At 72.3% G+C, this 23,031-nt stretch carries 23 protein-coding genes; 15 read left to right on the forward strand and 8 right to left on the reverse strand.

Annotation, left to right across the window (positions count from 1 at the left end; genetic code table 11):
* Positions 1–192 precede the first annotated feature (192 nt).
* The 7 genes from E8M80_RS09555 (at position 193) to ykgO (ending at position 5,835) form a co-directional block, all read left to right on the forward strand.
* Positions 193–945 (forward strand): Crp/Fnr family transcriptional regulator, encoded by a 753-nt coding sequence (locus tag E8M80_RS09555; RefSeq protein WP_170979308.1) that lies wholly within the window; start codon positions 193–195, stop codon positions 943–945.
* Positions 946–1,054: 109 nt separating this feature from the next.
* A complete protein-coding gene (locus tag E8M80_RS09560) occupies positions 1,055–1,954 on the forward strand; it encodes a hydrogen peroxide-inducible genes activator (protein WP_137125461.1) in 900 nt (299 codons plus the stop codon).
* A 101-nt stretch (positions 1,955–2,055) separates the two neighbouring features.
* Positions 2,056–2,748: a DUF533 domain-containing protein gene (locus E8M80_RS09565; RefSeq protein WP_137125462.1), complete on the forward strand. Its 693-nt coding sequence runs from the start codon at positions 2,056–2,058 to the stop codon at positions 2,746–2,748.
* Between the two features lie 4 nt (positions 2,749–2,752).
* Positions 2,753–3,979 (forward strand): 3-sulfinopropanoyl-CoA desulfinase, encoded by a 1,227-nt coding sequence (gene acdA, locus E8M80_RS09570; protein WP_137125463.1) that lies wholly within the window; start codon positions 2,753–2,755, stop codon positions 3,977–3,979.
* Between the two features lie 14 nt (positions 3,980–3,993).
* Entirely contained in the window at positions 3,994–4,569 is a 576-nt protein-coding gene (locus E8M80_RS09575) for a dTDP-4-dehydrorhamnose 3,5-epimerase family protein (protein WP_137125464.1), read from the forward strand.
* Positions 4,566–5,663 carry a glycosyltransferase family A protein gene (locus E8M80_RS09580; RefSeq protein WP_170979309.1) on the forward strand — a complete coding sequence of 366 codons (1,098 nt, stop codon included), beginning with the start codon at positions 4,566–4,568 and terminating at the stop codon, positions 5,661–5,663. Before E8M80_RS09575 ends, E8M80_RS09580 begins: the two co-directional genes overlap by 4 nt.
* A 46-nt stretch (positions 5,664–5,709) precedes the next feature.
* Positions 5,710–5,835 (forward strand): type B 50S ribosomal protein L36, encoded by a 126-nt coding sequence (gene ykgO / locus E8M80_RS09585; RefSeq protein WP_137125466.1) that lies wholly within the window; start codon positions 5,710–5,712, stop codon positions 5,833–5,835.
* 64 nt (positions 5,836–5,899) lie between these two features.
* Here ykgO and E8M80_RS09590 read toward each other — a convergent pair whose 3' ends face one another.
* Entirely contained in the window at positions 5,900–6,286 is a 387-nt protein-coding gene (locus tag E8M80_RS09590; protein WP_137125467.1) for a hypothetical protein, read from the reverse strand.
* 116 nt (positions 6,287–6,402) lie between these two features.
* On the opposite strand from E8M80_RS09590, the gene E8M80_RS09595 reads away from it, so the two are divergent.
* The 6 genes from E8M80_RS09595 (at position 6,403) to E8M80_RS09620 (ending at position 12,149) form a co-directional block, all read left to right on the forward strand.
* Complete coding sequence (locus E8M80_RS09595; RefSeq protein WP_137125468.1) at positions 6,403–7,848, forward strand: FAD-linked oxidase C-terminal domain-containing protein; 1,446 nt, start codon at positions 6,403–6,405, stop codon at positions 7,846–7,848.
* Positions 7,845–9,038: a glycolate oxidase subunit GlcE gene (gene glcE / locus E8M80_RS09600; RefSeq protein ID WP_137125469.1), complete on the forward strand. Its 1,194-nt coding sequence runs from the start codon at positions 7,845–7,847 to the stop codon at positions 9,036–9,038. The genes E8M80_RS09595 and glcE overlap by 4 nt, the downstream gene beginning before the upstream one ends.
* Positions 9,035–9,682, forward strand: coding sequence for a hypothetical protein (locus E8M80_RS09605; RefSeq protein WP_137125470.1), 648 nt, complete (start codon positions 9,035–9,037; stop codon positions 9,680–9,682). Before glcE ends, E8M80_RS09605 begins: the two co-directional genes overlap by 4 nt.
* 242 nt (positions 9,683–9,924) lie before the next feature.
* Positions 9,925–10,998, forward strand: coding sequence for a tartrate dehydrogenase (locus tag E8M80_RS09610; RefSeq protein WP_137125471.1), 1,074 nt, complete (start codon positions 9,925–9,927; stop codon positions 10,996–10,998).
* A gap of 92 nt (positions 10,999–11,090) precedes the next feature.
* Positions 11,091–11,330, forward strand: coding sequence for a hypothetical protein (locus E8M80_RS09615; RefSeq protein ID WP_137125472.1), 240 nt, complete (start codon positions 11,091–11,093; stop codon positions 11,328–11,330).
* A 126-nt stretch (positions 11,331–11,456) separates the two neighbouring features.
* Positions 11,457–12,149, forward strand: coding sequence for an Mbeg1-like protein (locus E8M80_RS09620; RefSeq protein ID WP_137125473.1), 693 nt, complete (start codon positions 11,457–11,459; stop codon positions 12,147–12,149).
* A gap of 129 nt (positions 12,150–12,278) precedes the next feature.
* On the opposite strand, the gene E8M80_RS09625 is transcribed toward E8M80_RS09620, so the two are convergent.
* Positions 12,279–12,986, reverse strand: coding sequence for an aspartate/glutamate racemase family protein (locus tag E8M80_RS09625; protein WP_137125474.1), 708 nt, complete (start codon positions 12,984–12,986; stop codon positions 12,279–12,281).
* Entirely contained in the window at positions 12,983–13,744 is a 762-nt protein-coding gene (locus E8M80_RS09630) for a sulfite exporter TauE/SafE family protein (RefSeq protein WP_137125475.1), read from the reverse strand. Before E8M80_RS09630 ends, E8M80_RS09625 begins: the two co-directional genes overlap by 4 nt.
* Positions 13,745–13,818: 74 nt before the next feature.
* On the opposite strand from E8M80_RS09630, the gene E8M80_RS09635 reads away from it, so the two are divergent.
* A complete protein-coding gene (locus E8M80_RS09635) occupies positions 13,819–14,649 on the forward strand; it encodes a sulfite exporter TauE/SafE family protein (protein ID WP_137125476.1) in 831 nt (276 codons plus the stop codon).
* Between the two features lie 63 nt (positions 14,650–14,712).
* Here the strand turns inward: E8M80_RS09635 and E8M80_RS09640 are convergent, their stop codons facing one another.
* The 5 genes from E8M80_RS09640 to E8M80_RS09660 form a co-directional block, all read right to left on the reverse strand.
* On the reverse strand, positions 14,713–16,329 hold the full coding sequence (locus E8M80_RS09640) for a long-chain-fatty-acid--CoA ligase (protein ID WP_240789965.1): 1,617 nt from the start codon (positions 16,327–16,329) through the stop codon (positions 14,713–14,715).
* A 90-nt stretch (positions 16,330–16,419) separates the two neighbouring features.
* Positions 16,420–17,607, reverse strand: a complete 1,188-nt coding sequence (locus E8M80_RS09645) for an MFS transporter (protein ID WP_137125478.1) — start codon at positions 17,605–17,607, stop codon at positions 16,420–16,422.
* Between the two features lie 6 nt (positions 17,608–17,613).
* Positions 17,614–20,685 carry an efflux RND transporter permease subunit gene (locus tag E8M80_RS09650; protein WP_137125479.1) on the reverse strand — a complete coding sequence of 1,024 codons (3,072 nt, stop codon included), beginning with the start codon at positions 20,683–20,685 and terminating at the stop codon, positions 17,614–17,616.
* A 12-nt stretch (positions 20,686–20,697) separates the two neighbouring features.
* Positions 20,698–21,780 (reverse strand): efflux RND transporter periplasmic adaptor subunit, encoded by a 1,083-nt coding sequence (locus tag E8M80_RS09655; protein WP_137125480.1) that lies wholly within the window; start codon positions 21,778–21,780, stop codon positions 20,698–20,700.
* Between the two features lie 65 nt (positions 21,781–21,845).
* The gene (locus tag E8M80_RS09660) at positions 21,846–22,478 is read right to left on the reverse strand and encodes a TetR/AcrR family transcriptional regulator (protein ID WP_137125481.1); all 633 of its coding nucleotides are present in this window, start codon (positions 22,476–22,478) and stop codon (positions 21,846–21,848) included.
* A 131-nt stretch (positions 22,479–22,609) separates the two neighbouring features.
* Here E8M80_RS09660 and E8M80_RS09665 point away from each other — a divergent pair, with 131 nt between their 5' ends.
* Positions 22,610–23,026: a rhodanese-like domain-containing protein gene (locus E8M80_RS09665; protein WP_240789966.1), complete on the forward strand. Its 417-nt coding sequence runs from the start codon at positions 22,610–22,612 to the stop codon at positions 23,024–23,026.
* Positions 23,027–23,031 lie beyond the last annotated feature (5 nt).

The raw sequence follows: 23,031 nt of genomic DNA on the forward strand, positions 1-23,031 counted from the left end.
CAGTCTCGCCCTCGCGCGGGCGGACGCAAGCGCCGCGTCGCGCCATGCACCCAGCGCCTGTCAGCATGCATGCGTTTGTTCTTGATCTATCGCAAGCGTTTGCCGAGACTGACCGTTGCTTGCCCCGGAGCAAGAGAGACCGCGGCCGCATCGTTCCCCGAAACGGCCTTAACGGTGGGTGGAAGCCGCAAAATGCATCCTCTGGACGCCACGCGCGCCTTGATGGACGGCCTCGGGGCCGATGCAAGCGTGTGCACGAAGTGCGGATCTCGCTCGGTTGGGCTCTGCGCGCCGCTCGACGCTGCGGCGCTCGACGACATGGCGGGGGAGAGCGAGCGCCTCGCGCTCGAACCGCGCGAGGCCGTGTTCCACCAGGGGGACCCGGCGCGGCACGTCTTCACCTTGACCGAGGGCATGGCGCGGCTCACGCGCGTGCTGCCGGACGGCCGTCAGGCCGTGATCGGCTTCCGCTTTGCCGGCGACATCCTCGGCTTCAGCCCAGCCCAGGAACACGCCTTCGGCGCCGAGATGCTGACCCGTGGCACGGTCTGCAGGCTCGACCGGCGCCGCCTCGAACAGTTGTTCCGCCGCTACCCGGCGATGGAACGCCGCTTCCTCGACCTTTGCGTGCGCGAACTGGCGCAGAGCCAGGACCACATCCTGGCGCTCGGACGCTTCAGCGCCGAGGAGCGCGTCGCGGCCTTCCTCGTCTCGCTGGCCGAGGCGCAGGAACGGCGCGGCCATGTCGGTCCGGTCTTCGACCTGCCGGCGACCCGCGCGGACATGGGGGAATTCCTCGGCCTCACGCTCGAGACCGTCAGCCGCGCGATCTCCGCCTTCCGCAAGCGCGGCTGGATCCGCCTGCACGGCCATTCCGGCATCGAGCTGATGAACCGCGAGGGGCTGGTCGGCCTCGGCAGCGGCGAGGGCGCGGACGCCGCCTGACACGAGGCCCCGCGACGCCTCCTCGCATGCCGGGCATGTCCCGGGCGCGGCGATGGGCGTGAACATGGGCGGGTGCCGGCGCGGCGCTTCGGCCTATTCTCGTGCCGTGATGAACGGCCTGCCCTCCCCCCAGCAGCTCCGCTACCTCGTCGCGCTTTCCGAATATGGTCATTTCGGTCGCGCCGCGGCGGCCTGCGCCGTGACGCAATCGACCCTTTCGGCCGGCATACTTGCGCTGGAGCGCCAGCTCGACGCCGCGGTGCTGGAACGCACCGGTGCCAAGCGGCCGGTCTTCACGCCGCTCGGGCGCGACCTCGTGGGCCGCGCGCGCACCGCGCTCGAGGCGCTGAACGCCTTCGCCGAGTCGGTGGAGGCAGCGCGCGAGCCGCTGACCGGGCCGCTCTGGCTCGGCATCGTCCCGACCATCGGCCCCTACCTGCTCCCGCGCCTGATGCCGCGGCTGCGCGCGTCCTTTCCCGGGCTCCGGCTGTTCCTGCGCGAGGACCCGACCGAACGCCTGGTCGAGGCGCTGGAGGCCGGGCGGCTCGACCTGCTGCTGGTCGCGCTGCCCTGCGACTGCGGCGGCGCCGCGACGCTGGCGATCGCGGAGGATCCCTTTCTCCTCGCCTGCCCGCCCGGCCACCCGCTCGCCGCGCGCGCCGAGATCCCGCCCGGCGCGCTGGCGGGGGAGCGGGTCATGCTGCTGGAGGACGGGCACTGCCTGCGCGAGCACGCGCTGTCGGCCGGCGGCCTGGCCGGCGCGGCGCAGGACGTGGCGGGCACGTCCCTGCACACGATCGTTCAGATGGTCGCAGGCGGGCTCGGCGTCACGCTGCTGCCGCGCCTGGCCGTCGAGGGCGGCGTGACGGCGGGCGCGGAGGTCGCGCTCCGGCCGCTCGTCGGCGCCTTCGCGCGGCGGATCGGCCTGGCCTGGCGCGCGCGCAGCCCGCGCGGGGATGAGTTCCGCGCCCTCGTGCCATCCATTGCGGCGGCGCTCGGCGACCGCTAGATCAAAAAATCACGCGGGACGCATGCGGCCGCATCGGGAATGGTGCGCCGGCGGCCCCGCCTGCGGCGCCGGAACGGGCGCCGCAGGCCAGGGAGCGACGGATGGCGGGCTTCGACCTCGGCGGTGTGCTCGGCGCGGTGCTCGGCGGCAGCAGGCCCGTGCGCGGCCGTCGGCGCAGCACGGCGCGCGGGCAGCAGGATCTCGGCCGGGCGCTCGCGATGCTGGCGGGCGTCGCGATCGAGGCGATGACCAAGGCGCAGCAGCCCGCGCCACCCGGCCGGGCGCCCGGCGCGGACCCCTGGGGTGGTCCGCCCACGGCCAAGCCCGCACCGCTGCCGCCCCCGCCCAAGCCCGCGCGAGGCCGGGCCAGCGTGCCGCCGAGCGGCAAGCCGGCGCCGGCCCGCCGCACGGCCGAACCGGCCCCGCCGCCGATCGCCCCGCAGGATCGCGAAGGCCTGCTCATGCTGCGTGCCATGGTCGCCGCGGCGCGTGCCGACGGCCAGGTGGATGCCGCCGAGCGCGGGCAGATCGCCGGGCAACTGGATGCCGCGGGTCTCGGGCCGGCCGCGCGCGATGCCGTGCTCGCCGAATTCGACGCGGCCACGCCGCCCGAGGCGCTCGCCCGCGAAGCCGCCGCGGACCCGATGCTGGCAGCCCAACTCTATGCCGCCGCACTGGCCGGCGCCGTTACGATCGAGGGCGCGGAACGCGTCTGGCTCGATGCCTTCGCCCGCGCGCTCCGGCTCGACCGCGCGGCGGCGGAGGCGATCGAGCGCCGCATCAGGGGAGGATGAGACGATGCACGGCCTGACGGACGCCGAGGCCCGGCTGCGCGACGCGGCGCGCGAACTGGCGCAGGAGGCCGCCGCCCAGGCCGCCGCCACGGACCGATCCGAGCAATACCCCTGGCCCATGGTCCGCCAAATGCGGGAAGCGGGCTTCATGGGCCTGACCGTGCCGAAGGAATGGGGCGGGCCCGGCCTGTCCTATTTCGACGCCGTGCTGGTCATCGAGGAATTCTCGAAGGCCTGCGCCGTCTGCGGCCGCATCGCGGTCGAGGCCAACATGGGCGCGATTGGCGCCATCATGGCCTATGGCACGCCCGACCAGAAGAAGATCGCCGCGGCGTGCGTGCTGGCCGGCGACAAGCCCGCCATCCTGATCACCGAGCCCGAGGCCGGCTCGGCCGCCACCGACATGCGCACCCGCGCGGTGCGCCATGGCAATGACTGGGTCATCGAGGGCGACAAGACCTGGATCACGGGCGGCGGCATCTCGCGCCTGCACCTGATCTTCGCCCGCGCGGTCGAGGACGGGGAGGAGAAGGGCATCGGCGGCTTCCTCGTGGTGCGCGACGGCGACGCCATGCCGGACGGCATGACGGCCACGCGCATCCCGTCGATGGGCCTGCGTGGCATGCCCGAGGCCGATGTCACGTTGCGCGGCGTGGTCGTGCCGGATGCGATGGTGCTGCGCCCGCCCGGCGGCTGGGCGCGCGGCTTCGGCCGCCTGATGGACGCCTACAACGGCCAGCGCGTGGGCGCGGCGACCGTCGCGCTCGGCCTGGCGGCGGGCGCCTTCGACCATGCGCTGGACCGCGCCCAGGTGCGCCGGCAGTTCGGCCGCCCGATCGCGGAATTCCAGGGCCTGGCCTGGATGCTGGCCGACATGTCCATCGAGATCGAGGCGTCCCGCGCCCTGGTCTGGCGCGCCGCGCGCTCGGCCGGGCCGAACGGCTTCCCCGACCGGCTGGCGGCCGCGCAGGCCAAGGTCATGGCGGCCGACATGGCGATCCGCGTGACGAACCAGGCGCTGCAGGTCTGGGGCGCGGCCGGCTATTCCCGCGACAACCCGATGGAACGCTACGTGCGCGACGCCCGGATGTTCGCCATCGCCGGCGGCACGGCGCAGGTGCTGCGGACCCAGGTGGCGGAGCAGATCCTGGGGCGGAAGCTGCCGCAGACGCGCGACGGCGTCGCGCAGGCAGCCGCCGAGGAACGCGCCGCACGCCGCGCGGCGGATTGAACGGGGCGCGCTCGATGCCGGAAGCGACGACCGGCGGCGCGCGCCCGGACCTGCTGGACGAGACCCTCGCCGCCGCGGTGCGCGACGTCGCCACCGTCACGCCCCGGGGGGCGCCGCTGCAGCGCCTGACGCATGGTGTTTCCATCCGGCGCCTGACGACGCATGTCGATGCGCGCGGCAGCGTCACGGAACTCTACGATCCGCGGTGGGGCTTCCACCCCGAGCCGATGGTCTTCACCTATGCCTTCACGATCCGGCCGGGCGTCGCCAAGGGCTGGAACCTGCACCGGCGGCACCAGGACCGCTACGCCATCCTGCAGGGGGAGATGGCGCTGATCCTGTTCGACCCGCGCCCCGAAAGCCCGACCTGCGGCGAGATCTGCCGCATCGTGCTGTCCGAATACGACCGCTGCCTCGTCAACGTGCCCGAGAATGTCTGGCACGCCGACCACAATTTCGGGACGCGCGACGTTCTCGTGGTGAACCATCCGACCATCCAGTACGACCACGCGGCGCCCGACAAGTGGCGGCTGCCGCTCGATACGCCCCTGATCCCCTACCGCTTCCCGCCGGGGACGCAGGGCGGGTGAGCGGCGCGGCACCGCGTTTCACGGTGCTGCTGCCGACGCATGACCGCGCCGACGTGCTGGGCTTCGCCGTACAGTCCGTCCTGGCGCAGACGGAGCCCGATTTCGAGTTGCTGGTGGTGGCCGATGGCTGCACCGACCGGACCGCGGAGGTGCTGGCCGGCTTCCCCGACCCGCGCCTGCGCGTCTTCGACCTCCCGAAGGCGCCGCACTTCGGATACGCCAATCGGAACGTGGCGCTGCGCGAGGCGCGCGGCCGGCTGGTCGCCTTCGCGGCGCATGACGACCTGCTGCTGCCGGACCACCTCGCGCGGATGGGGGCGCTGCTGGACGGCACTCGCGCGGCCTGGGGCTACAGCCGGCCCGCCTGGGTCTCGACCGATGGCGTGATCGTCCCCTTCGGCGTCAATCTGGGCTTCCCGGACGAGATGCAGGCCTTCCGCGAGCGCCGCAACACCATCCCCGCCGCCTGCATCGTGCATACGCGGCGGGCGCTGGAGGCCGCCGGCTTCTGGCCGGAGGACGTGCCGTCCGCCGCCGACTGGGTGCTGTGGCGGCGGATGCTCGAGGCCTCGGGCGGGCGCGCGGCCCATCTGCCCGTCCCGACCACGCTGCATTTCAGCGCCGGCTGGAAGCGGTCGCGGCACGCGGGCTCGGAGGATGTCCGGCGGCTCGTCGCCATCGCCGATTCGGCGGCCTGGTGGCCCGCGATCCTGCGCCATCCGCCGGATGGGGAGCCGGAGCAGGCGAGGCTCTGGTCCGCCCTCGAGACCGGCGGCGCCGCCTGGGTCGAAGCGCTGCGCGACGCGCTGGATGCGGTGCTCGCACGGATCGGCTGGGCGAGCGTGCATCCGCCGGGCCCGGGCGACGAGCCGACCCTCGCGGCCCTGGAGCGCCTGGCCGCCGAGCACGACGCTGCCCTCACCCGCCTTGCCGCGGAGCACGGCAGCGCCCTCGCCCGCCTTGCCGCCGATCGCAACGCGGCCGTTGCGGCACGGGATGGCGCCGTGGCCGCGCTGGCGGCGTTGCATGCCAGCACGTCATGGCGCATCACCGCGCCGCTGCGCGCGGCCGCGCGCCTGTTCGGCCGCGGTTGACTTGCCAGCGTCGCCCCCCTAGAAGCGCGCCCTCACGAGGTAAGTCATGAAGATCCGCAATTCCCTGAAGACCGCGAAGACCCGCGACAAGAACTGCGTGCTGGTTCGCCGCCGCGGCCGCGTCTACGTGATCAACAAGAAGAACCCGCGCCTGAAGGCCCGCCAGGGCTGAACCGCGCCGCCGTTCCCGGGCTGCGAGAGGGGGGCTCGGCCCCCCTTCCCATGTCCGGGCGGCGTCACTTGCGGACCTGGCCGCCGCCGGTGCCTGCGGGCGTCAGCACCTCGGTGCCGATGCCGCCGCCCTGGCCCTGCGTCCAGGTGCCCTGCAAACTGCCGTCGGCCTGAACGGCATAGGCGACGGCACCGATCTCGCGGCCGATCACATAGCCTACGACCAGCAGCGGGCCCTCCGGGATCAGGAACCCCACCCCCTCGGCGGTGTCGTTGCCGACCCGCCATGTGACGCGCCATGTGTTGGTTCCGGTGGGCTGCAGCACCGCCATGCCCTGGTAGCGCTGTCCCCCCGGGGCCTCGCCCTGGACCCCGTAGGTGCCGGCCTGCTGCCCCAGGGCCGGGGCAGCAAGCGCGGCCAGCAGGGCCGCAGCCGGAAGCAGGCATCGCATGGGTCTCGCTCCGTCGATGGTAGCGTCGGAAGACTGCGCCTGCCCGGGCCACGGAGGCAATGCTTGCCCCGGCCGCGGGCGATGCGCATCTTCCGGGCATCGAGAGGAACGCCGCCGTGATCGCGCTGCCCGCCCCCAAGCCCGAGATCCTCGCCCGCCGGGACGATATCGTCGCGGCCCTCCGGACCATCGTGCCGGGGGACGGCGTCATCGGCGACGCGACGCGCCTCAAGCCCTACGAGACCGACGGCCTCGCCGCCTACCGCCAGGTCCCGCTTGCCGTCGTCCTGCCCCGCACGACGGACGAGGTCGCCGCGATCCTGCGCTATTGCCATGAGAACGGCGTGCGGGTCGTCCCGCGCGGCGCCGGCACGTCGCTGTCGGGCGGCGCGCTGCCGCTGGCCGATGCCGTCGTGATCGGGCTGATGCGCATGAATCGCATCCTGGAGATCGACCTCGACGACCGCTTCGCCGTGGTCGAGGCCGGCGTCACCAACATCGGCATCACCAACGCCGTCGCGGGCGACGGCTTCTTCTACGCGCCCGATCCCTCGTCGCAGCTCGCCTGCATGATCGGCGGCAACGTGATGATGAATTCCGGCGGCGCGCATTGCCTGAAATACGGCGTCACCGCGAACAACCTGCTCGGCGTGAAGTTCGTCACGATCGAGGGCGAGGTCATCGACATCGGCGGCACCCATCTCGATGCCGCGGGCTACGACTGGCTCGGGCTCATCACCGGCAGCGAGGGGCAGCTCGGCCTGGTCACCGAAGTGACGGTGCGCATCCTGCGCGGACCGGAAGGCGCGCGCGCCATGCTCGCCGCCTTCAAGGGCACCGAGATCGCGGGGGCGGCGGTCGACGCCATCATCGGATCCGGCATCATCCCCGTGGCGCTCGAATTCATGGACAAGCCCTGCATCCATGCCTGCGAGGCCTTCGCCCATGCCGGCTACCCGCTGGATGCGGAGGCGATGCTCATCATCGAGGTCGAGGGCAGCGTCGCCGAACAGGACGACCTGCTGAACCGCATCAAGGCGATCTGCGAACGCTTCGACCCGATCAGCCTGAAGGTGGCCGAGAGCCCGGAGCAGTCCCTCGCGATCTGGAAGGGCCGCAAGGGCGCCTTCGGTGCCGTGGGGCGCATCAGCCCCGACTACCTCTGCATGGACGGCACCATCCCGACCAGCGAGCTGCCCTTCGTGCTGAAGCGCATCGGGGAGATGAGCACGCAATACGACCTCAAGGTCGCGAACGTATTCCATGCCGGCGACGGCAACCTGCATCCGCTGATCATGTTCGACGCCAACGACCCCGACAGCTTCCGCCGCGCCGAGGCCTTCGGCGGGGACATCCTGAAGCTCTGCGTCGAGGTCGGCGGCTGTCTGACCGGGGAACACGGCGTGGGCGTCGAGAAGCGCGACCTGATGACCGTGCAGTTCACCGCGCGCGAGCTCGACCAGCAGCGCGCGATCAAGACCGCCTTCGACCCGCAATGGCTGCTGAACCCGTCCAAGGTCTTCCCGCTGGAGGGCGCGCCGGTGCCGCTCGCCGCCGAATGAGCGAGGTCCTGGCGCCCGCCGACGAGGCCGGCCTCGCCGGCGCCGTCGCGGCCGCCCATGCGGCGCGCGAACCGCTCGCGGTGGAGGGCAACGGATCGAAGCGCGGCCTGCTGCGGCCCGTGCAGGCGGCGCGCACGCTGTCCACGCGCAACCTGTCGGGCATCACGCTGTATCGGCCGTCGGAGCTCGTCATCTCCGCCCGCGCCGGCACGCCGCTGCCCGAGATCGAGGCGGCGCTGGCCGAGAAGGGCCAGCACCTGATCGCCGAGCCGCCCGACACGCGGGCGATCTTCGGCACGGACCGCGCGGCCACGATCGGCGGCATCGTCGCGGCCAACCTGTCGGGCCCGCGCCGCATCGCCTGGGGGGCGATGCGCGACCACGTGCTCGGCGTTCGCTTCGTGAACGGCCAAGGGGAGGTGCTGCGGTCGGGCGGGCGGGTGCTGAAGAACGTCACCGGGCTCGATCTCTGCAAGCTGCTCGCGGGCTCCTACGGCACGCTCGGCGTCCTGACCGAGGTCACGCTCAAGGTGCTGCCGGCACCCGAGAGCCAGGCGACGATCGGCGTGCGCGTGGCGGACCTCGCGGCGGGGCTGAAGGCGCTGAGCGCGGGGCTCGGCAGCCCCTACGGCGTTTCGGGCGCGGCGCTGGTCCCGGCCGGCGCGAGCCCGGGCGGCCCGGCGCACACCGTGGCCTTCCTGCGCATCGAGGATTTCGCGCCCTCCGTCGCCTACCGCACCGCGCGCCTGGCGCAGGACCTGGCGGCGCATGGCGAGGTGCGGATGACCGATGCCGCGGAATCCCGAGCATTCTGGGCCGCGGTCCGCGATGCGCTGCCGCTCGGCGCGGCGCCGGAGGAAGCGGTCTGGCGCGTCTCCGTTCGGCCCTCGGCCGGGCCCCGGATGGTCGGGGCGGCGCAGGCGATCGGGGGCCGCGCCTTCCTCGACTGGGGCGGCGGGCTCGCCTGGGTGGCCGGACCGGCGAGCGCGGAAGCGCATGGCGCGATCGCCGCGGCGGCAGCCGCCGCGGGCGGCACCTGCACGCTGTTCCGCGCGCCCGAGGCGCTGCGCCTTTCGGTGGCGGTGCTGCCGGAGGAAGCGGCGCCGCTCGCGGCCATCGGCCGGCGCGTGAAGGCAACGCTGGACCCGGCGGGCATCCTCAATCCCGGGCGGATGCGGGCAGGCCTGTGACGCGCGGGCACGCCAACGGCCGCGCGTGCAGGGCGGCGACCGTCCTGCTGGCGCTTCTCGGGCTGTCGGCGGGTGCGGTCCCGGCCGGCGCGCGCGGGGCCGCGGACCTCATCGACATCACCACCGTCGCGGTCGAGGGCGCCAGCGCCGAGCAATGCGCCGCGCGCACCGCGCAGGTGGCGGGCCAGTCGCGCGCGCTCTCGCTCGCGGTCTCGCCGCCGCTCGACCTCTCGGAGGGGCTGCGCACCTTCTACGACCAGGTGCTGCGCCTCGATGCCAAGGGCGAACTGCAGTCCACCGCGCAGCTCATCACGGTCTATGTCGCCGCGCATGATGCGCGCGGGGCGCCGCTGCACCGCCCCGCCGCGCCCTTCGTGCGGGTGGAGGTGGCGCGCCCGGACGGCACGCCGGCAGATGCGCCGTCCCGCATCGCCATCGCCTGGCTGTGGCTGCACCGGCTGGCGGAGGCGCGCGACCCGGCCAGCGGCCGCGTCGTGCAGCAGCCGCTGCTGCACCGCTTCGACTTCGTGGGCGAGGTGGTCACCGACTACAGCGTCTGGGGCCATGCCGTGGCGCCCTGCCGTCCCGGGCGGGACGGGGCCTGGTTCGGTGCCGTCGCGGTCTGGACCTACCTCGCACCCTGACCGGCCGGCCAATGCGCGGCAGGGCGCGGCCTCCCAGGAACGGCTGTCCTGGGCATGGGTCATCGGGACGTGCTCCGCACGGATCTGCGCGAAGTCGACCCTGCCCTGCCGATGGAACGCGTGGCCCGGACGCCGGGGACCCTCCGGGGCACCGAGTGGCACGGCAATGCCCGGCCCTGACGGCGCCATCTTGCGCTCCGCCCGCGCCCCCTTAGGGTGCGCGCCGTTCCAGGAGGCGCATCATGGCAGGCCGCAAGCACCGCATCGCCGTCATCCCCGGCGATGGCATCGGCAAGGAAACCACGCCCGAGGGGTTGCGCGTGCTCGATGCCGCCGCGCGGCGCTTCGGGTTCGATCTCGAACTGACGCATTACGATTGGTCCTGCGAGACCTACGCCCAGACCGGCAAGATGATGCCCGACGACGGCATGGACCGGCTGCGCGACAGCGACAGCATCTTCCTCGGTGCCGTGGGCTGGCCGGGGGTGCCGGACCATGTCTCGCTGTGGGGCCTGCTGATCCCGATCCGGCGGCAGTTCGACCAGTATGTCAGCCTGCGCCCGTGCAAGCTGCTGCCCGGGTCGAAGTCGCCGCTCGCCGGCCGCGGGCCGGAGGACATCGACTTCTACGTGGTGCGCGAGAATACCGAGGGCGAGTATTCCTCCATCGGCGGCAAGATGTTCCCCGGCACCGACCGGGAATTCGTCTCCCAGCAGACCGTGCTCACGCGCATCGGCTGCGACCGGATCATGAAATACGCCTTCGAACTGGCCATGACGCGCAAGCGGCGGAAGGTGACCTCCGCCACCAAGTCCAACGGCATAACCTTCACCATGCCCTATTGGGACGAGCGCTTCGCGGAGATGGCAAAGCACTACCCCGAGGTCACGACGGACCAGTTCCACATCGACATCCTCTGCGCGCATTTCGTGCAGCACCCGGACTGGTTCGACGTGGTGGTGGGCTCGAACCTGTTCGGCGATATCCTGTCGGACCTGGGGCCGGCGGTGGCGGGATCGATCGGCATCGCGGCGAGCGCCAACATCAACCCCGAGAAGACCGCGCCCAGCATGTTCGAACCGGTGCACGGTTCGGCGCCCGACATCGCAGGCAAGTGGATCGCGAATCCCATCGGGCAGATCTGGTCGGGCGCGATGATGCTCGAGCACCTGGGGGAAAAAGCGGCGGCGGACTGCATCGTCGCCACCATCGAGCGTCTGCTGGCGGAAGGCGGCCCGCGCACGCGCGACATGGGCGGGCAGGCGGGGACGGTCGATGTGGGAAAGGCGATCGCCGAGGCCGTGGCGAAGGCGTGACCGGGCCACGACACTTGAACGCGGGTTCAGGTGTCGTTACCCTACCCATGATTTGCGAGTGATTCGCAATTGAGGCCTCGGAGGGTGCGGCCATGGGCCGGGATTTCAGCCACATCGCGCGCCGCTGCGAACGCGCCGTTGTGACCGCCTATCGCGAATTGCGGGAACAGGGCACCGGGGATTTCAGCGCCTTCGGCGCCTGCACGGCGCTCTACCGGATCCATCATCCGGAGGCCTCCGCCAGCGAGGCGCGGCGCCTGGTGGCGGAATGGCTGGACCATCACATCGTGCGTGGCGAAACCGGCCCGACCGACGGGTGCCGCTGCGACTGAGCAGGCGTGGCCGCGCCATGACGTGAAGCGCTTCATGCCTCGTGGCCGGCTCGCCTATCCAGATGCAGGATCGCACCCTATTGTTCCGCTCTCGTTTCCTACAATTCGAACAAGGTCGAGGGCGATATGTCGCACATCACGGTCAAGCACACCGCGGAAGCCGCCAAGGCAATCTACAAGAACAATGATTTCCCGGGCGGCGTTCAACTTGGCGGCTTCTTCGACCCGAAGAACGACGACCGCCTCGGGTGGAAGACCGACAAGAAGACGGGCGACATAAAGGATGGCGGGGGCGGCTCGGCCGGCTTCTACCGCTTCAGCAACGGCGCGGACCAGTACATCCTGAGCTTCCGCGGATCCAAGGGCGCCAAGGACTGGAAGGTCGACGACGTCCAGATCGGGATGAACACCGAGGTCGACCGCGCGCATGACTGCATCGAGTACGCCAGGAGCATGAAGGCGGCCTACCCCAGGGCCTTCATCATGGTGACCGGGCATTCCCTGGGTGGGTTCCTCGCGCAGGTTGTAGGCGTGGTCTGCGACATGCCGTTCATCACCTACAATGCGCCGCCGGCGGGGCGCGCCCTGGCGAACACTCCTGCGGCCCACCGCTTCAAGAAGGGGGTCAACCTGCGGGTCAACTGGGACCCCGTGAGCCGCGCCCCCGGGCGGCATATCGGCCCGCTCATCACGCTGCCGCATGTCGGCATGAACATCCTGAACGCGCACATGAGCGACTCGTTCATGAAGGCGGTCGACCGGGCGGCGTTCCGCGACAATGTCGCCATGGCCTGGATCACGCGCCAGAACATGGGCTGACAGCGGCGTGCGCGGACCTGTCGTAAGCCGCGCAGGCGCATCGCCGGCGATGGCAAGGCGAGGCCGGCTGCACGAGAGCAATATCCGGTCAGATGGAATCATCTGATCGCATATTGCCCTCGAACGCCCTCAGCCCGCCGGCTTGGCCCAGGCGACGGCGGCCCGCGCCAGCGCATCGATCGTGTCCGCCACGGGAAAGGGCAGCGCGGGGCCGGCCGCGATGCCGAGCGGGATCTCGGTGCAGCCGAGCACGACGGCGCGGGCGCCGCGCGCCATCAGCCGCGCCGCGCTCTCCGCGAGCGGTGCGTAGGCCTCCGCCACGCGGTTCGCCTTCACGCGGTCGATGGCCGGCATCACGATGCGGTCCATCTCCGCCTCCTCCGGCACGAGGCAGTCGTAGCCGCGGCCTTCGAGCCTTTCCTGATAGAGACGCATCGCCAGCGTGCCCTTGGTCGCCAGAAGGCCGATCCGCCCGGCGCCGACGCCAAGCCGCAGCAGGTCGTCCGCCGCCGCCTCGACGATGTGCAGGATCGGCAGGCGCGTCGCGCCCTGCATGGCGTCGAACCAGCCATGGGCGGTATTGCACGGGATGGCGACGGCCCCGCAGCCCGCGGCCTCCAGCCCCCGGATGCCACGCATCAGCCAGGGCAGCGGGTCCTCCCCGCCCGCCAGGCGCGCGGCCGTGCGGTCCGGCACGCGGGGGTCGGACCAGAGGATCGCTGGGATGTGCTCCTGATCCCGCGCGGCGGGCGTCAGCAGCGTCAGGCGCTGCATGAAGGTGGCGCCCGCCAGCGGCCCCATGCCGCCCAGCACGCCGAGCATCCGCGGCCCGCTCATCCCATCACCCCGTCCCAGGTCAGCTTCACGCCGGTCACAAGAAGCAGAACGTAGAGCAGCCGGTAGAACAAGGCATCCGAGACGTGCTTCTGCATCCAGATGCCGAGATAGACGCCGACCGGCGCCAGCGGCAGCAGCACGAGGCTCGTCGAGAGGTTGCCCACCGACAGGTTCCCCAGGAAGAAATAGGGCACCAGTTTCACGTAGTTGACGATGCCGAAGAAGACGACCGTCGTCGCCGCCATCACCTGCCGGTCGAGCCGGCGCGGATAGAGGTAGATCGCGAGCGGCGGCGACCCCGCATGCGCGATGGTCGAGGTGAAGCCCGACCCGGCCGCGCAGATCGCGCCCTTCAGCGGGTTATGCGGCGCCGGCGCGGGCGTCGTGCGGTGCCGCGCGAGCCAGAGCGTGCGCGCCAGGAACAGCAGCGTCGTGATGCCGACCATGGCGCGGATGGCGCGGTCCGACATGAAGCCGAAGACCAGGCTGCCCGCCAGGATCCCGAGCAGCGCGCCGGGCACCAGCACGCGCATCTCCCGCTTGTCCCACTTGCCCCACCAGGCGCGCAGCCCCGAGACATCCATGGCGCAGAGCAGCGGCAGCGCGATTCCCGCCGCGACCGGGGCGGGGACGGACAGCGCCATCATGGGCACGAGCAGGTTGCCCGCGCCCGAGGCGAAGCCGCCCTTGCTGATGCCCGTGACCAGCACGGCCGGGATCGCGAGGGCGTAGAACCAGGGGTCGGTGACGAAGGACAAGGCGGGGTGACGGTGCGGTGGGCCTTGTGTATGCCACGCCCCTCCCCTGCCGCCCATCCCGGACAAGGCCGCCCATGGAACATCTGAACGACCCGCTCTGGATCGCGGGGCTCGCCGCCGCCATGGCTGCCACGGGGCTGGTCTCGGGCCTGCTGGCGGGGCTGCTCGGCGTGGGCGGCGGCATCGTCATCGTGCCACTGCTGTTCAACGTCTTCCCGCTGTTCGGCGTGCCCGAGGCGGTGCAGATGAAGGTCGCCGTCGCGACTTCGCTCGCGACCATCATCCCGACCTCCATCCAGTCGGCGCGCAAGCACCGCGCAACGGGCATGATGGACGTGGCGCTGCTGCGCTCGATCTGGCCCTCGATGCTGGCGGGCGTCGCGCTCGGCACCTTCCTCGCGGTCTATGTGCGGGGCGAGGGGCTGACGGCGGTGTTCGCCATGGTGGCGTTGCTGGTGGCGCTGAACATGGGCTTCACCGGCGTCGACTTCAAAATCACCGACAGCGTGCCGGCCGGCCCGCCGCGCCAGGCGCTCGGCATCGGCATCGGGTCGGTCAGCGCCATGATGGGGATCGGCGGCGGGACGCTTGGCGTGCCCATCCTGTCCATGTTCGGGCACCAGATCCGCGCGGCGGTCGCCACCTCGTCGGCCTTCGGGCTCATCATCTCGATCCCGGCCACGATCGGCTTCGTCTGGGGCGGCTGGTCGGACCCGCTGACGCCGCCCTTCTCCCTCGGCTACGTCAACCTGATCGGCTTCGCGCTGATCGCGCCGGCCTCGATCCTGGCGACGCCCTGGGGGGTGAAGCTCGCGCACACAATCCCGCCGCTTTGGCTGAAGCGGGCCTTCGCGGTGTTCCTTGCGATCACGAGCCTCAGGATGTTCTGGAGCCTGTTTCCATAGGGCGTCAGGCGCCGTCGCGCCTTGCGTTCCCGGCCCGAGGGCGCGCCTCGGGCCGGACAGGCGTCATGAAATGCGCCGATGGTCCTTGAACATCTCCCGCAGCCTGGTCTTCAGGATCTTGCCGGTCGCGGTGTGCGGGATCTCGTCCAGCACCACGAGGTCGTCGGGCAGCCACCACTTCGCGACCTTGTCCGCCAGGAACTCCCGCATCTGGTCGAGCGAGGGCGAGAGCACGCCTGGCTTCATCACCAGGATCAGCAGCGGCCGCTCGTCCCATTTCGGGTCGGCCATCGCGACGACGGCGGCCTCCGCCACGCCGGGATAGCCCACCGCCGCGTTCTCGAGCGCGATCGAGGAGATCCACTCGCCGCCGGACTTGATCACGTCCTTCGAGCGATCGGTGATCTCCATGTAGCCGTTCTCGTCGATGGTCACGACGTCGCCGGTGTCGAAGAAGCCCTGCGCGTCCAGGATCTCCTCCTCCTCCCGCCGGAAGTAGCGGCGGGAGACGGCGGGGCCCTTCACCTTCAGCCGGCCGTAGGTGCTGCCGTCCCAGGGCAGTTCGCGGCCCTCGTCGTCGGTGATCTTCATCTCGACCGTGTAGGGCGGCGTGCCCTGCTTGGCCTGCAGGCGGAGCATCTCCTCCCCGGCCAGGTGCGCGACCTCGGGCTTCACCGCGAACAGCGTGCCGACGGGCGACATCTCGGTCATTCCCCAGGCGTGGATGACGCGCACGCCGTACTTCTCCTGGTAGGCCCTGGTCACCGCCGGCGGGCAGGCGGACCCGCCGATCGCGACGCGGTCCATCGTGTCGACGCGCGATCCCGTCGCCTCCAGGTGCTGCAGCAGCATCATCCAGACCGTGGGCACGGCGGCGGAGAAGTTGACCCGCTCCCGCTCGATCACCTCATGGACCGAGGCGCCGTCGAGCTTGGCGCCGGGCATCACCAGCGCCGCGCCGACCATCGGCGCGCAGAGCGACAGCGCCCAGCCATTGGCATGGAACATCGGCACGACGGGCATGACGCGGTCCGCGGCGCCCAGGCCGAAGGCGTCCACCTGGTTGCACACCATGGCGTGGATCACGTTCGACCGATGCGAATAGACCACGCCCTTCGGGTCGCCCGTGGTGCCGGAGGTGTAGCAGAGGCCGGCCGCCGACTGCTCGTCCACCCGGGCCCAGGCGAAGTCGCCATCCACCTCGGCGATCCAGTCCTCGTAGGCGACGGCGCCGGGCAGAGCGGTCGCGGGCATGTGCGCGGCGTCGGTCAGGATCACGTAGCGCTCGACATGCGGCAGCTTCGCGGCCAGCGCCTCGACCAGCGGCACGAAGGTCAGGTCGAGCATCAGGATCCGGCTGCCCGCGTGATTCATGATCCAGGCGATCTGCTCCGGGAAAAGCCGCGGATTGACCGTGTGGCAGACCGCGCCCGCGCCGGCGATGCCGTACCAGGCTTCCAGGTGCCGCCAGGTGTTCCAGGCCAGTGTCGCGACGCGGTCGCCCTGCCGGATGCCGTCGCGGCCCAGGCGTTGGGCCACGCGCAGCGCCCGCGCGCGGATGGTCGCGTAGTCGGTGCGGTGGAAGGGGCCCTCGACCGAGCGCGATACGACGTCGCGCCTCGGATGCTGGATCGCGGCATGGTCCAGCACGGTGTGCATCAGCAGCGGCCAGTCCTGCATCAGGCCAAGCATCGCGGTCCCCTCTCCCACCGGGCCCGCCTTCCACCGCAGGCCTCCCACGACGAGAGCCTACACCGGATTCCGCCGGGATCAGGAAGCCGGTGACCGCCCAAGGCCGCGCGCCAGCCACATCGCCGCCAGCGCGGCCGCGGCACCCGCGAGGCCCGCGCCGCCCAGCCCGCCCAGCGCGATGCCGAGTCCCCCCAGCGCCGCGCCGGCCGCCTGGCCCAGGAAGATCGCCGAGGAATTGCACGCCATGACGAAGCCGCGCGCCGCCGGCGCCAGCATGGCGAGCCGCGCGCCCAGCACCGGGCCGAGGGCAAAGAGCGACCCTGCCGAGACCAGCACCGCCACCGCCTGCAGCGCCGGCGCCAGCAGGCTGCCCGCCGCGATCCCGGCCAGAAGCCCGACCTGCAGCAGGTTGGCGCCGAACGCTCCGGCCGGCAGCAGGCGCGCGGCCCGGTGGCCACGGTCGGCCAGGCGCGCGCCGAGCGGCAGCGCGGCCAGCGAGGCGACGCCGACCAGCGCCTGCATCGCCGCCACGCCGCTGCCGGTCAGCCCGGAGACCGCGGTGGTGATCGGCCCGATATAGGCCGCGACCGAGAAGACGGCCGCGAAGGCCGCGAAATTGAGCGCCAGCGTGCCCGCGACGCCCGGAATGCGCAGCGCCGCGACGCCGCCGGCGGCACCGCCGGCATCGCCGGGCACGCGCGGCACCATGGCGCGGATCGCCGCCGCCGCCAGCAGTGCGATCCCGGCCGCGAAGGCGAAGCAGCCGCGCCAGCCGAACACGTCCCCCACGACCGAGCCGAAGGGAATGCCGAGCAGGAACGCGAGCGTCGTGCCGCCCACCACCAGCGCGACCGCCCGCCCGCGCTGCTCGGGCGGTGCGAGCGCGACGGCGGTTGCGGTCGCGGCCGGCAGCACGCCGGCCGCAGCCACCCCGGCCGCGATCCTGAGCGCGAGGAGCGCCGGGAAGGACGCCACCGCCACGATCGCCAGGTTGAGCGCCGCCAGCACCAGCAACGCCCCGACCATGACCGCCCGCCGCTCCCGCCCCGCGAGCAGCGCGGCGACGACGGGCGCCGACAGCCCGAAGGCGAGCGCGAAGGCGGTCGCGAGCTGCCCTGCGCTCGCCAACGGCACCGCGAGGTCCGCCGCCATCTCCGCCAGCAGGCCGGCGAAGACGAAGGACTGCGTGGCCGTCGCGAAGGATGCCGCGGCCAGGATGGGAATGCGCGACGCGGCGACGCCGGGGGCGGACATGACAAGCGGCATGGCGCGCTATTCCGCCGGCGCCAGGGCGAGGCCGCCCCGCGCCTCGGCCCGCCGCCGCCAGGGCAGCGCGAGCGCGTACATCGCCGGCACGACGAACAGGGTGGCGAGGGTCGCGAGCGTGAGCCCACCGATCATCGCGATCGCCATCGGCCCCCAGAAGACCGAGAGCGTCAGCGGCACGAAGGCGAGCACGGCCGCGAGCGCCGTCAGCAGCACGGGCCTGGTGCGGCGTACGGTGCTCTCGATGATGGCGGCGCGCAGCTTGAGCCCCGCTTCCAGGTCCTGGCGCACCTGGTCGACCAGGATCTGCGTGTTGCGCATCACCATCCCCGCCAGCGCGATCACGCCGAGCAGCGCGACGAAGCCGAAGGGCGCGCCCATCGCCAGCAGCGCGAAGGCCGCGCCCGGGATGCCGAGCGGCGCGGTGGCGAAGACCAGCGCCGTGCGCCCGAAATGCCGCAGCTGCGCCATCAGCAGCACCAGCATCGCGGCCACCATCAGCGGGAACATCGCGAAGAGCGCGGCATTGGCCTTGCCGGATTCCTCGGCCGCGCCGCCAGGCTCGATGCGCAGGCCGACCGGCAGCGCCGCGGCCACGGGTCCGAGCCGCGCGGCGACGGCCGCCGAGACGTCCGGCGCCTGCAGCCCGGCCAGCACATCGGCGCGCACGGTGATGTAAGCCTCGCGGTTGCGGCGGAATAGGATGGGTTCCTCCGCCTCCGGCACCAGCCGCGCGACCTGCGACAGCGGCACGGGCCCGGCCGGCGTGCCGAGCGAAAGGTCGGCCAGCGTCTCGGTCGTCAGGCGCTCGTTGGCGGGCGCGCGCAGCACGACATCGACCATGCGGTTGCCTTCCCGATGCTGCGTCGCGGTCACGCCGGTCAGCAGCAATTGCAGCGACGACGCGACCTGCGCCGGCGAGAGGCCCAGTTCCGCGACGCGTGCGCGGTCGAGTTCGAGCCGAAGGTTCGGCGCCCGCTCGCCCCAGGAGACCGAGGGATCCCGCGTGCCCGGCGTGGCGCGCATCACGGCCAGCACCTGCTCGGCCACGGCGCGCAGCTCGGCGGGGTCGTCGCCATGGATGCGGAACTGCACCGGGTAGCCGACCGGTGGGCCGAAATCGAGGCGCGAGACGCGCACGCGCGCCTCCGGCACCAACCCCTCCTCCGCCAGCGCGATGATGCGCGCGCGCAGGCGTTCGCGCGCCGGCACGTCCGGCGCCTGGACCACCAGCTTGGCGAAGGCCTCGTTCGGCAGGTCGGGATTGAGCGCGAGGAAGAAGCGCGGGCTCCCCTGCCCGAGATAGGTCGTGACCAGCCGCGCATCCGGGTCGCCCTCCAGCGCCGCCTCGATCCGCCGCGCGGCGTCGAGCGTCGCGGCGTGGCCCGCGCCCTGGCGCAGTGTCACGTCGACCAGCAACTCGAGCCGCGCGGAGGTCGGGAAGAACTGCTTGCGCGTCGCGCCCATGGCAACGAAGCCAGCCACCAGCATCAGCAGCGTCGTGCCGATCACCACGAGCCGATGGTCCACCGCCCAGCCGACCACGCGCCGGAGCGCGCGATAGCCGCGCCCATCGTAGGCGGCATGGTGCGCGCGGCCGCGCGGCGCCGGCAGCAGCTTCACCCCGAGCCAGGGCGTGAACAGCACCGCCACCAGCCAGGATGCGATGAGCGCGATGCCCACCACCCAGAAGATGCCGCCCGCGTATTCGCCCGCGGTCGACCGCGCGAAGCCCACGGGCAGGAAGCCCGCCACCGTGACCAGCGTGCCCGAGAGCATCGGCCCCGCGGTGGAGGTCCAGGCGAAGGTCGCGGCCTTAGCACGGCTCCAGCCTTCCTCCAGCTTCACCACCATCGCCTCGATGGCGATGATCGCATCGTCGACCAGCAGGCCGAGCGAGAGGATCAGCGCGCCGAGCGTCACGCGCTCGAGCTCCATCCCCGCCCCCAGCATCACCAGGAAGACGATGGCGAGCGTGAGCGGCACCGACAGCGCCACGATGACGCCCGCACGGAAGCCGAGCGAAAGGAACGACACCACCATCACGACGCCCAGCGCCGCGGCGAATTTCAGCAGGAACTCCGAGACGCTCTCCTCGACCACCTGCGCCTGGTCGACGATCTGCGTCACCTCGACGCCGAGCGGCGTGACGCGCCGGGCCGCCTCCATCGCGGCGGCGAGGTCGCGGCCGAGCGTCACGACATTGACCCCCGGCTGCTTGCCCACCGCGAGCAGCACGGCCGGCCGGCCGCCCTGGCGGATGCCGGTGGCCGGCGGGTCGGCGAAGCCGCGCGTCACCTCGGCGATGTCGCCCAGGCGGAGCGAGCGCCCGCCGGCCGCGACCGGCACGTCCCTGATGGCGGCCAGCCCGTCGAAGCCACCGTCGACGCGCAGGTGCAGCCGCGTCGAGGCGCCCTCCACCACGCCGGCGGGCGCCACCGGGTTGTGGCGCGCCAGCGCGTCCAGGATCGCCTGCGGCTGCAGGCCGAGCGAGGCGAGGCGCGCATGCGCCACCTCGACATGGATGCGCTGCGGCTGTTCGCCGAAAATCTTCACCTTGTCGACGCCCGGCACGCGCAGCAGCCGGGCGCGCAGGCGCTCCGCCTGGCGGACCATCTCGGCGTTGTCGGCGCCGGTCACGGCGTAGATCGCGGACCAGACGTCGGAATACTCGTCGTCGAAGAGGGGCCCCTGCACGCCGGCCGGCAGGGTGTGGCGGATGTCGCCCACCTTCTTGCGCACCTGGTACCAGAGGCCCTGCACCTCGCGCGGCGGCGTGGTGTCGCGCAGCACCACGGTCATCACCGCCTGGCCTGGCCGCGTGAAGGTTTCGACTCGGTCGAGATGCGGCAGGTCCTGCAGCCGGCCCTCGATCGGGTCGGCGACGTGGCGCTGCATCTCCTCGGCCGTCGCGCCGGGCCATTGCGCGGTCACGACCATCACCTTGAGGGTGAAGCCCGGATCCTCCGCGCGGCCGAGGCGGAGATAGGCCATGGCCCCGGCCGCGCCGAGCATGACGATGAGGAAGAGCGTCAGCGCGCCATTGCGCACGCCCCAGTCGGACAGGTTGAAGCCCATGGCGGCGGCGCCTCAGCGGAGCGTGGCGAGGGCGCGGGACTGCACCACGCGCACGGTCGAAGCGGGGTCGAGCAGCTGCGGGCCGAGCGCCACGATGCGGTCGCCCTCGGCGATCGGGCCGCGTAGCGCGACCCGCGTCTCGCCGAGATGCGCGACCTCGACCGGCACGGCGACGACACGGTTGCCCTCCACCTTCCAGACCATCGGCCCCTGCCCGCGGTCGTGCAGGGCGGAGACGGGCAGGGTCGCGACCGGCGCGCTCTCGGCCGTCAGGCGGATCGTGCCGGTCATGCCGAGCGCGGCCCAGGCGGGAGCCGCCGGCAGGGCGAAGCGGGCGGCGTAGGTGCGCAGCATCGGGTCGGCCTGCGGCGCCACTTCGCGCAGCATCGCGGCGACGGGCTCGCCGGGCCGCGCCCAGAGCACCGCCTCGGCGCGCGCGGCGGCCAGGCCTGGCAAGGCGCCCTCGGGCACCTGGACCATCAGTTCCCGTTCGGCCGGGTCGGCCATGCGGAGCACGGGCTGGCCCTCGGCCACCACCTGGCCGGCCTCGGCGATCAGGGCGGTCACGACACCGTCGGCCGGCGCACGCAGGATGCAGTGCTCGAGCCTGTTCCGGGCAAGCTCGAGCGCGGCGCGGGTGGCGGCTGCGCGTTCCTCGGCGCCGCTGGCGGCGGCCTGGCGCTGCTCGTCATAGGCGGCGGAGACATGGCCGGCGGCACGCAGCGTGCGCGACCGCCCGGCATCGGCGACGGCGCGGCGGGCTTCCGATTCCGCGGCCGCGAGGTCTGCCTCGGCGGCGCGGACGGCGAGCGCGAGGTCGGCGGGGTCGAGGCGCGCGAGTTCCTGCCCGGCCGTGACGGTTGCGCCGACATCGACCAGCCGGACCGCGATGCGCCCGCCGGCGCGGAAGGCGATGTCCGCCTCCCGCCGCGCCTTCACCACGCCGGCGAAGGCGCGGGGCTGCTCGGCGGGGGCGAAGCGGACCTCGGCCACCTGGACGGGCTTGGGCGGCTCGGGCGCCGCGGCCTGCGGCGCGGCGTCGCGGCAGGCGGGCAGAAGCACGAGCAGCGCAAGGGCAGGCAGGGCAGCGCGCATGGGGAATCTCCTGGGCTGGCCCTGGATATTCCTTTTGACTGACGAAAGTCAATATTCGTCAGTGATCATCGTTCAGTGGTCAGGCCCTGAAGCAGGAGGTCGAGCATCTCGTCGAGTTCGACGGCCATCTGCGCCTCGTCCATCACCCGCTTGTCGAGCGCATCGGCGATCAGCACCGGGTGGGTCCAGCACAGCGTCGCCTGCTTCAGCCTGCGCGCCGTCGAGACAGGGTCGTGCGGCGCGAATTCGCCGCGCGCCGCGCCATCGGCCACGACGCGCGCCATCGCTGCCTCGATCCGCGCGATGAAGGCGGCGATGACGCCCCAGTGCTCGCTCATCGCGGCGGAGACCATGTCGTGCATGCGCTTCTGCGCGAAGAACAGCGCCAGGTGGCGGGCATGCAGCATGCGCAGCATGGCCCTCAGACGGTCCGCGGCCTTGCCTGGCCCGGCGGCGATCGCCTCGAGGTCGGCTGCGACGCCTTCCAGCAGCCGTGCCGCGATCGCCTCGTTGATCGCGGATTTCGAGGGAAAGAAGCGGTACACATTGGCCGGCGACATGCCGAGGTCGCGCGCGATGTCGGCCACCGTGGTCTTCTGGTAGCCGAGCGTGCGGAACAATCCCTCGGCGACCTCGAGGATGCGCGCGCGGGAGGCGGCGGCGCGATCGTCCTGGGCGGTCGATGCGGGCGCGTTCATGGTCTGATGGAATCCGTCAGTCGTCACGCATCCATAGACCGCGGGGCGCCATTTCGCCATCTCCCTGGTTGCCGGCCCTTCCGCGCTGCATCATTTACGCGGCGGGCGCTTCGCCCGCAGGAGGATCAGCCGTGACAGGCGTGCCGGATGTCAGCCCGAAGGATACGTGGGACGCCCTGAGGAACGACCCGCAGGCGGCGCTCGTGGACGTGCGCACGGATGCGGAGTGGAATTTCGTCGGCCTGCCGGACCTGGCCGGGATCGCCAAGCAGACCGTGCTGATCCCGTGGCAGATCTACCCGACCATGCAGGTGAACGACCATTTCGCCGACCAGCTGCGCAAGGCGGGGCTGACGCCGCTGCATCGCATCCACTTCATCTGCCGCTCGGGCGCGCGGTCGCTGGCGGCGGGGCAGGCGGCGCAGGCGGCGGGCTTCCCGCACGCCTTCAACGTCGCCGACGGCTTCGAGGGCCCGGTGGACGGCCACGGCCATCGCGGCACGGTCGCGGGCTGGAAGGCCGACGGCCTCCCCTGGCGCCAACGCTGATCGCC

The sequence above is a fragment of the Roseomonas sp. HF4 genome (assembly GCF_005222755.1).
Taxonomy (GTDB): Bacteria; Pseudomonadota; Alphaproteobacteria; order Acetobacterales; family Acetobacteraceae; genus Neoroseomonas.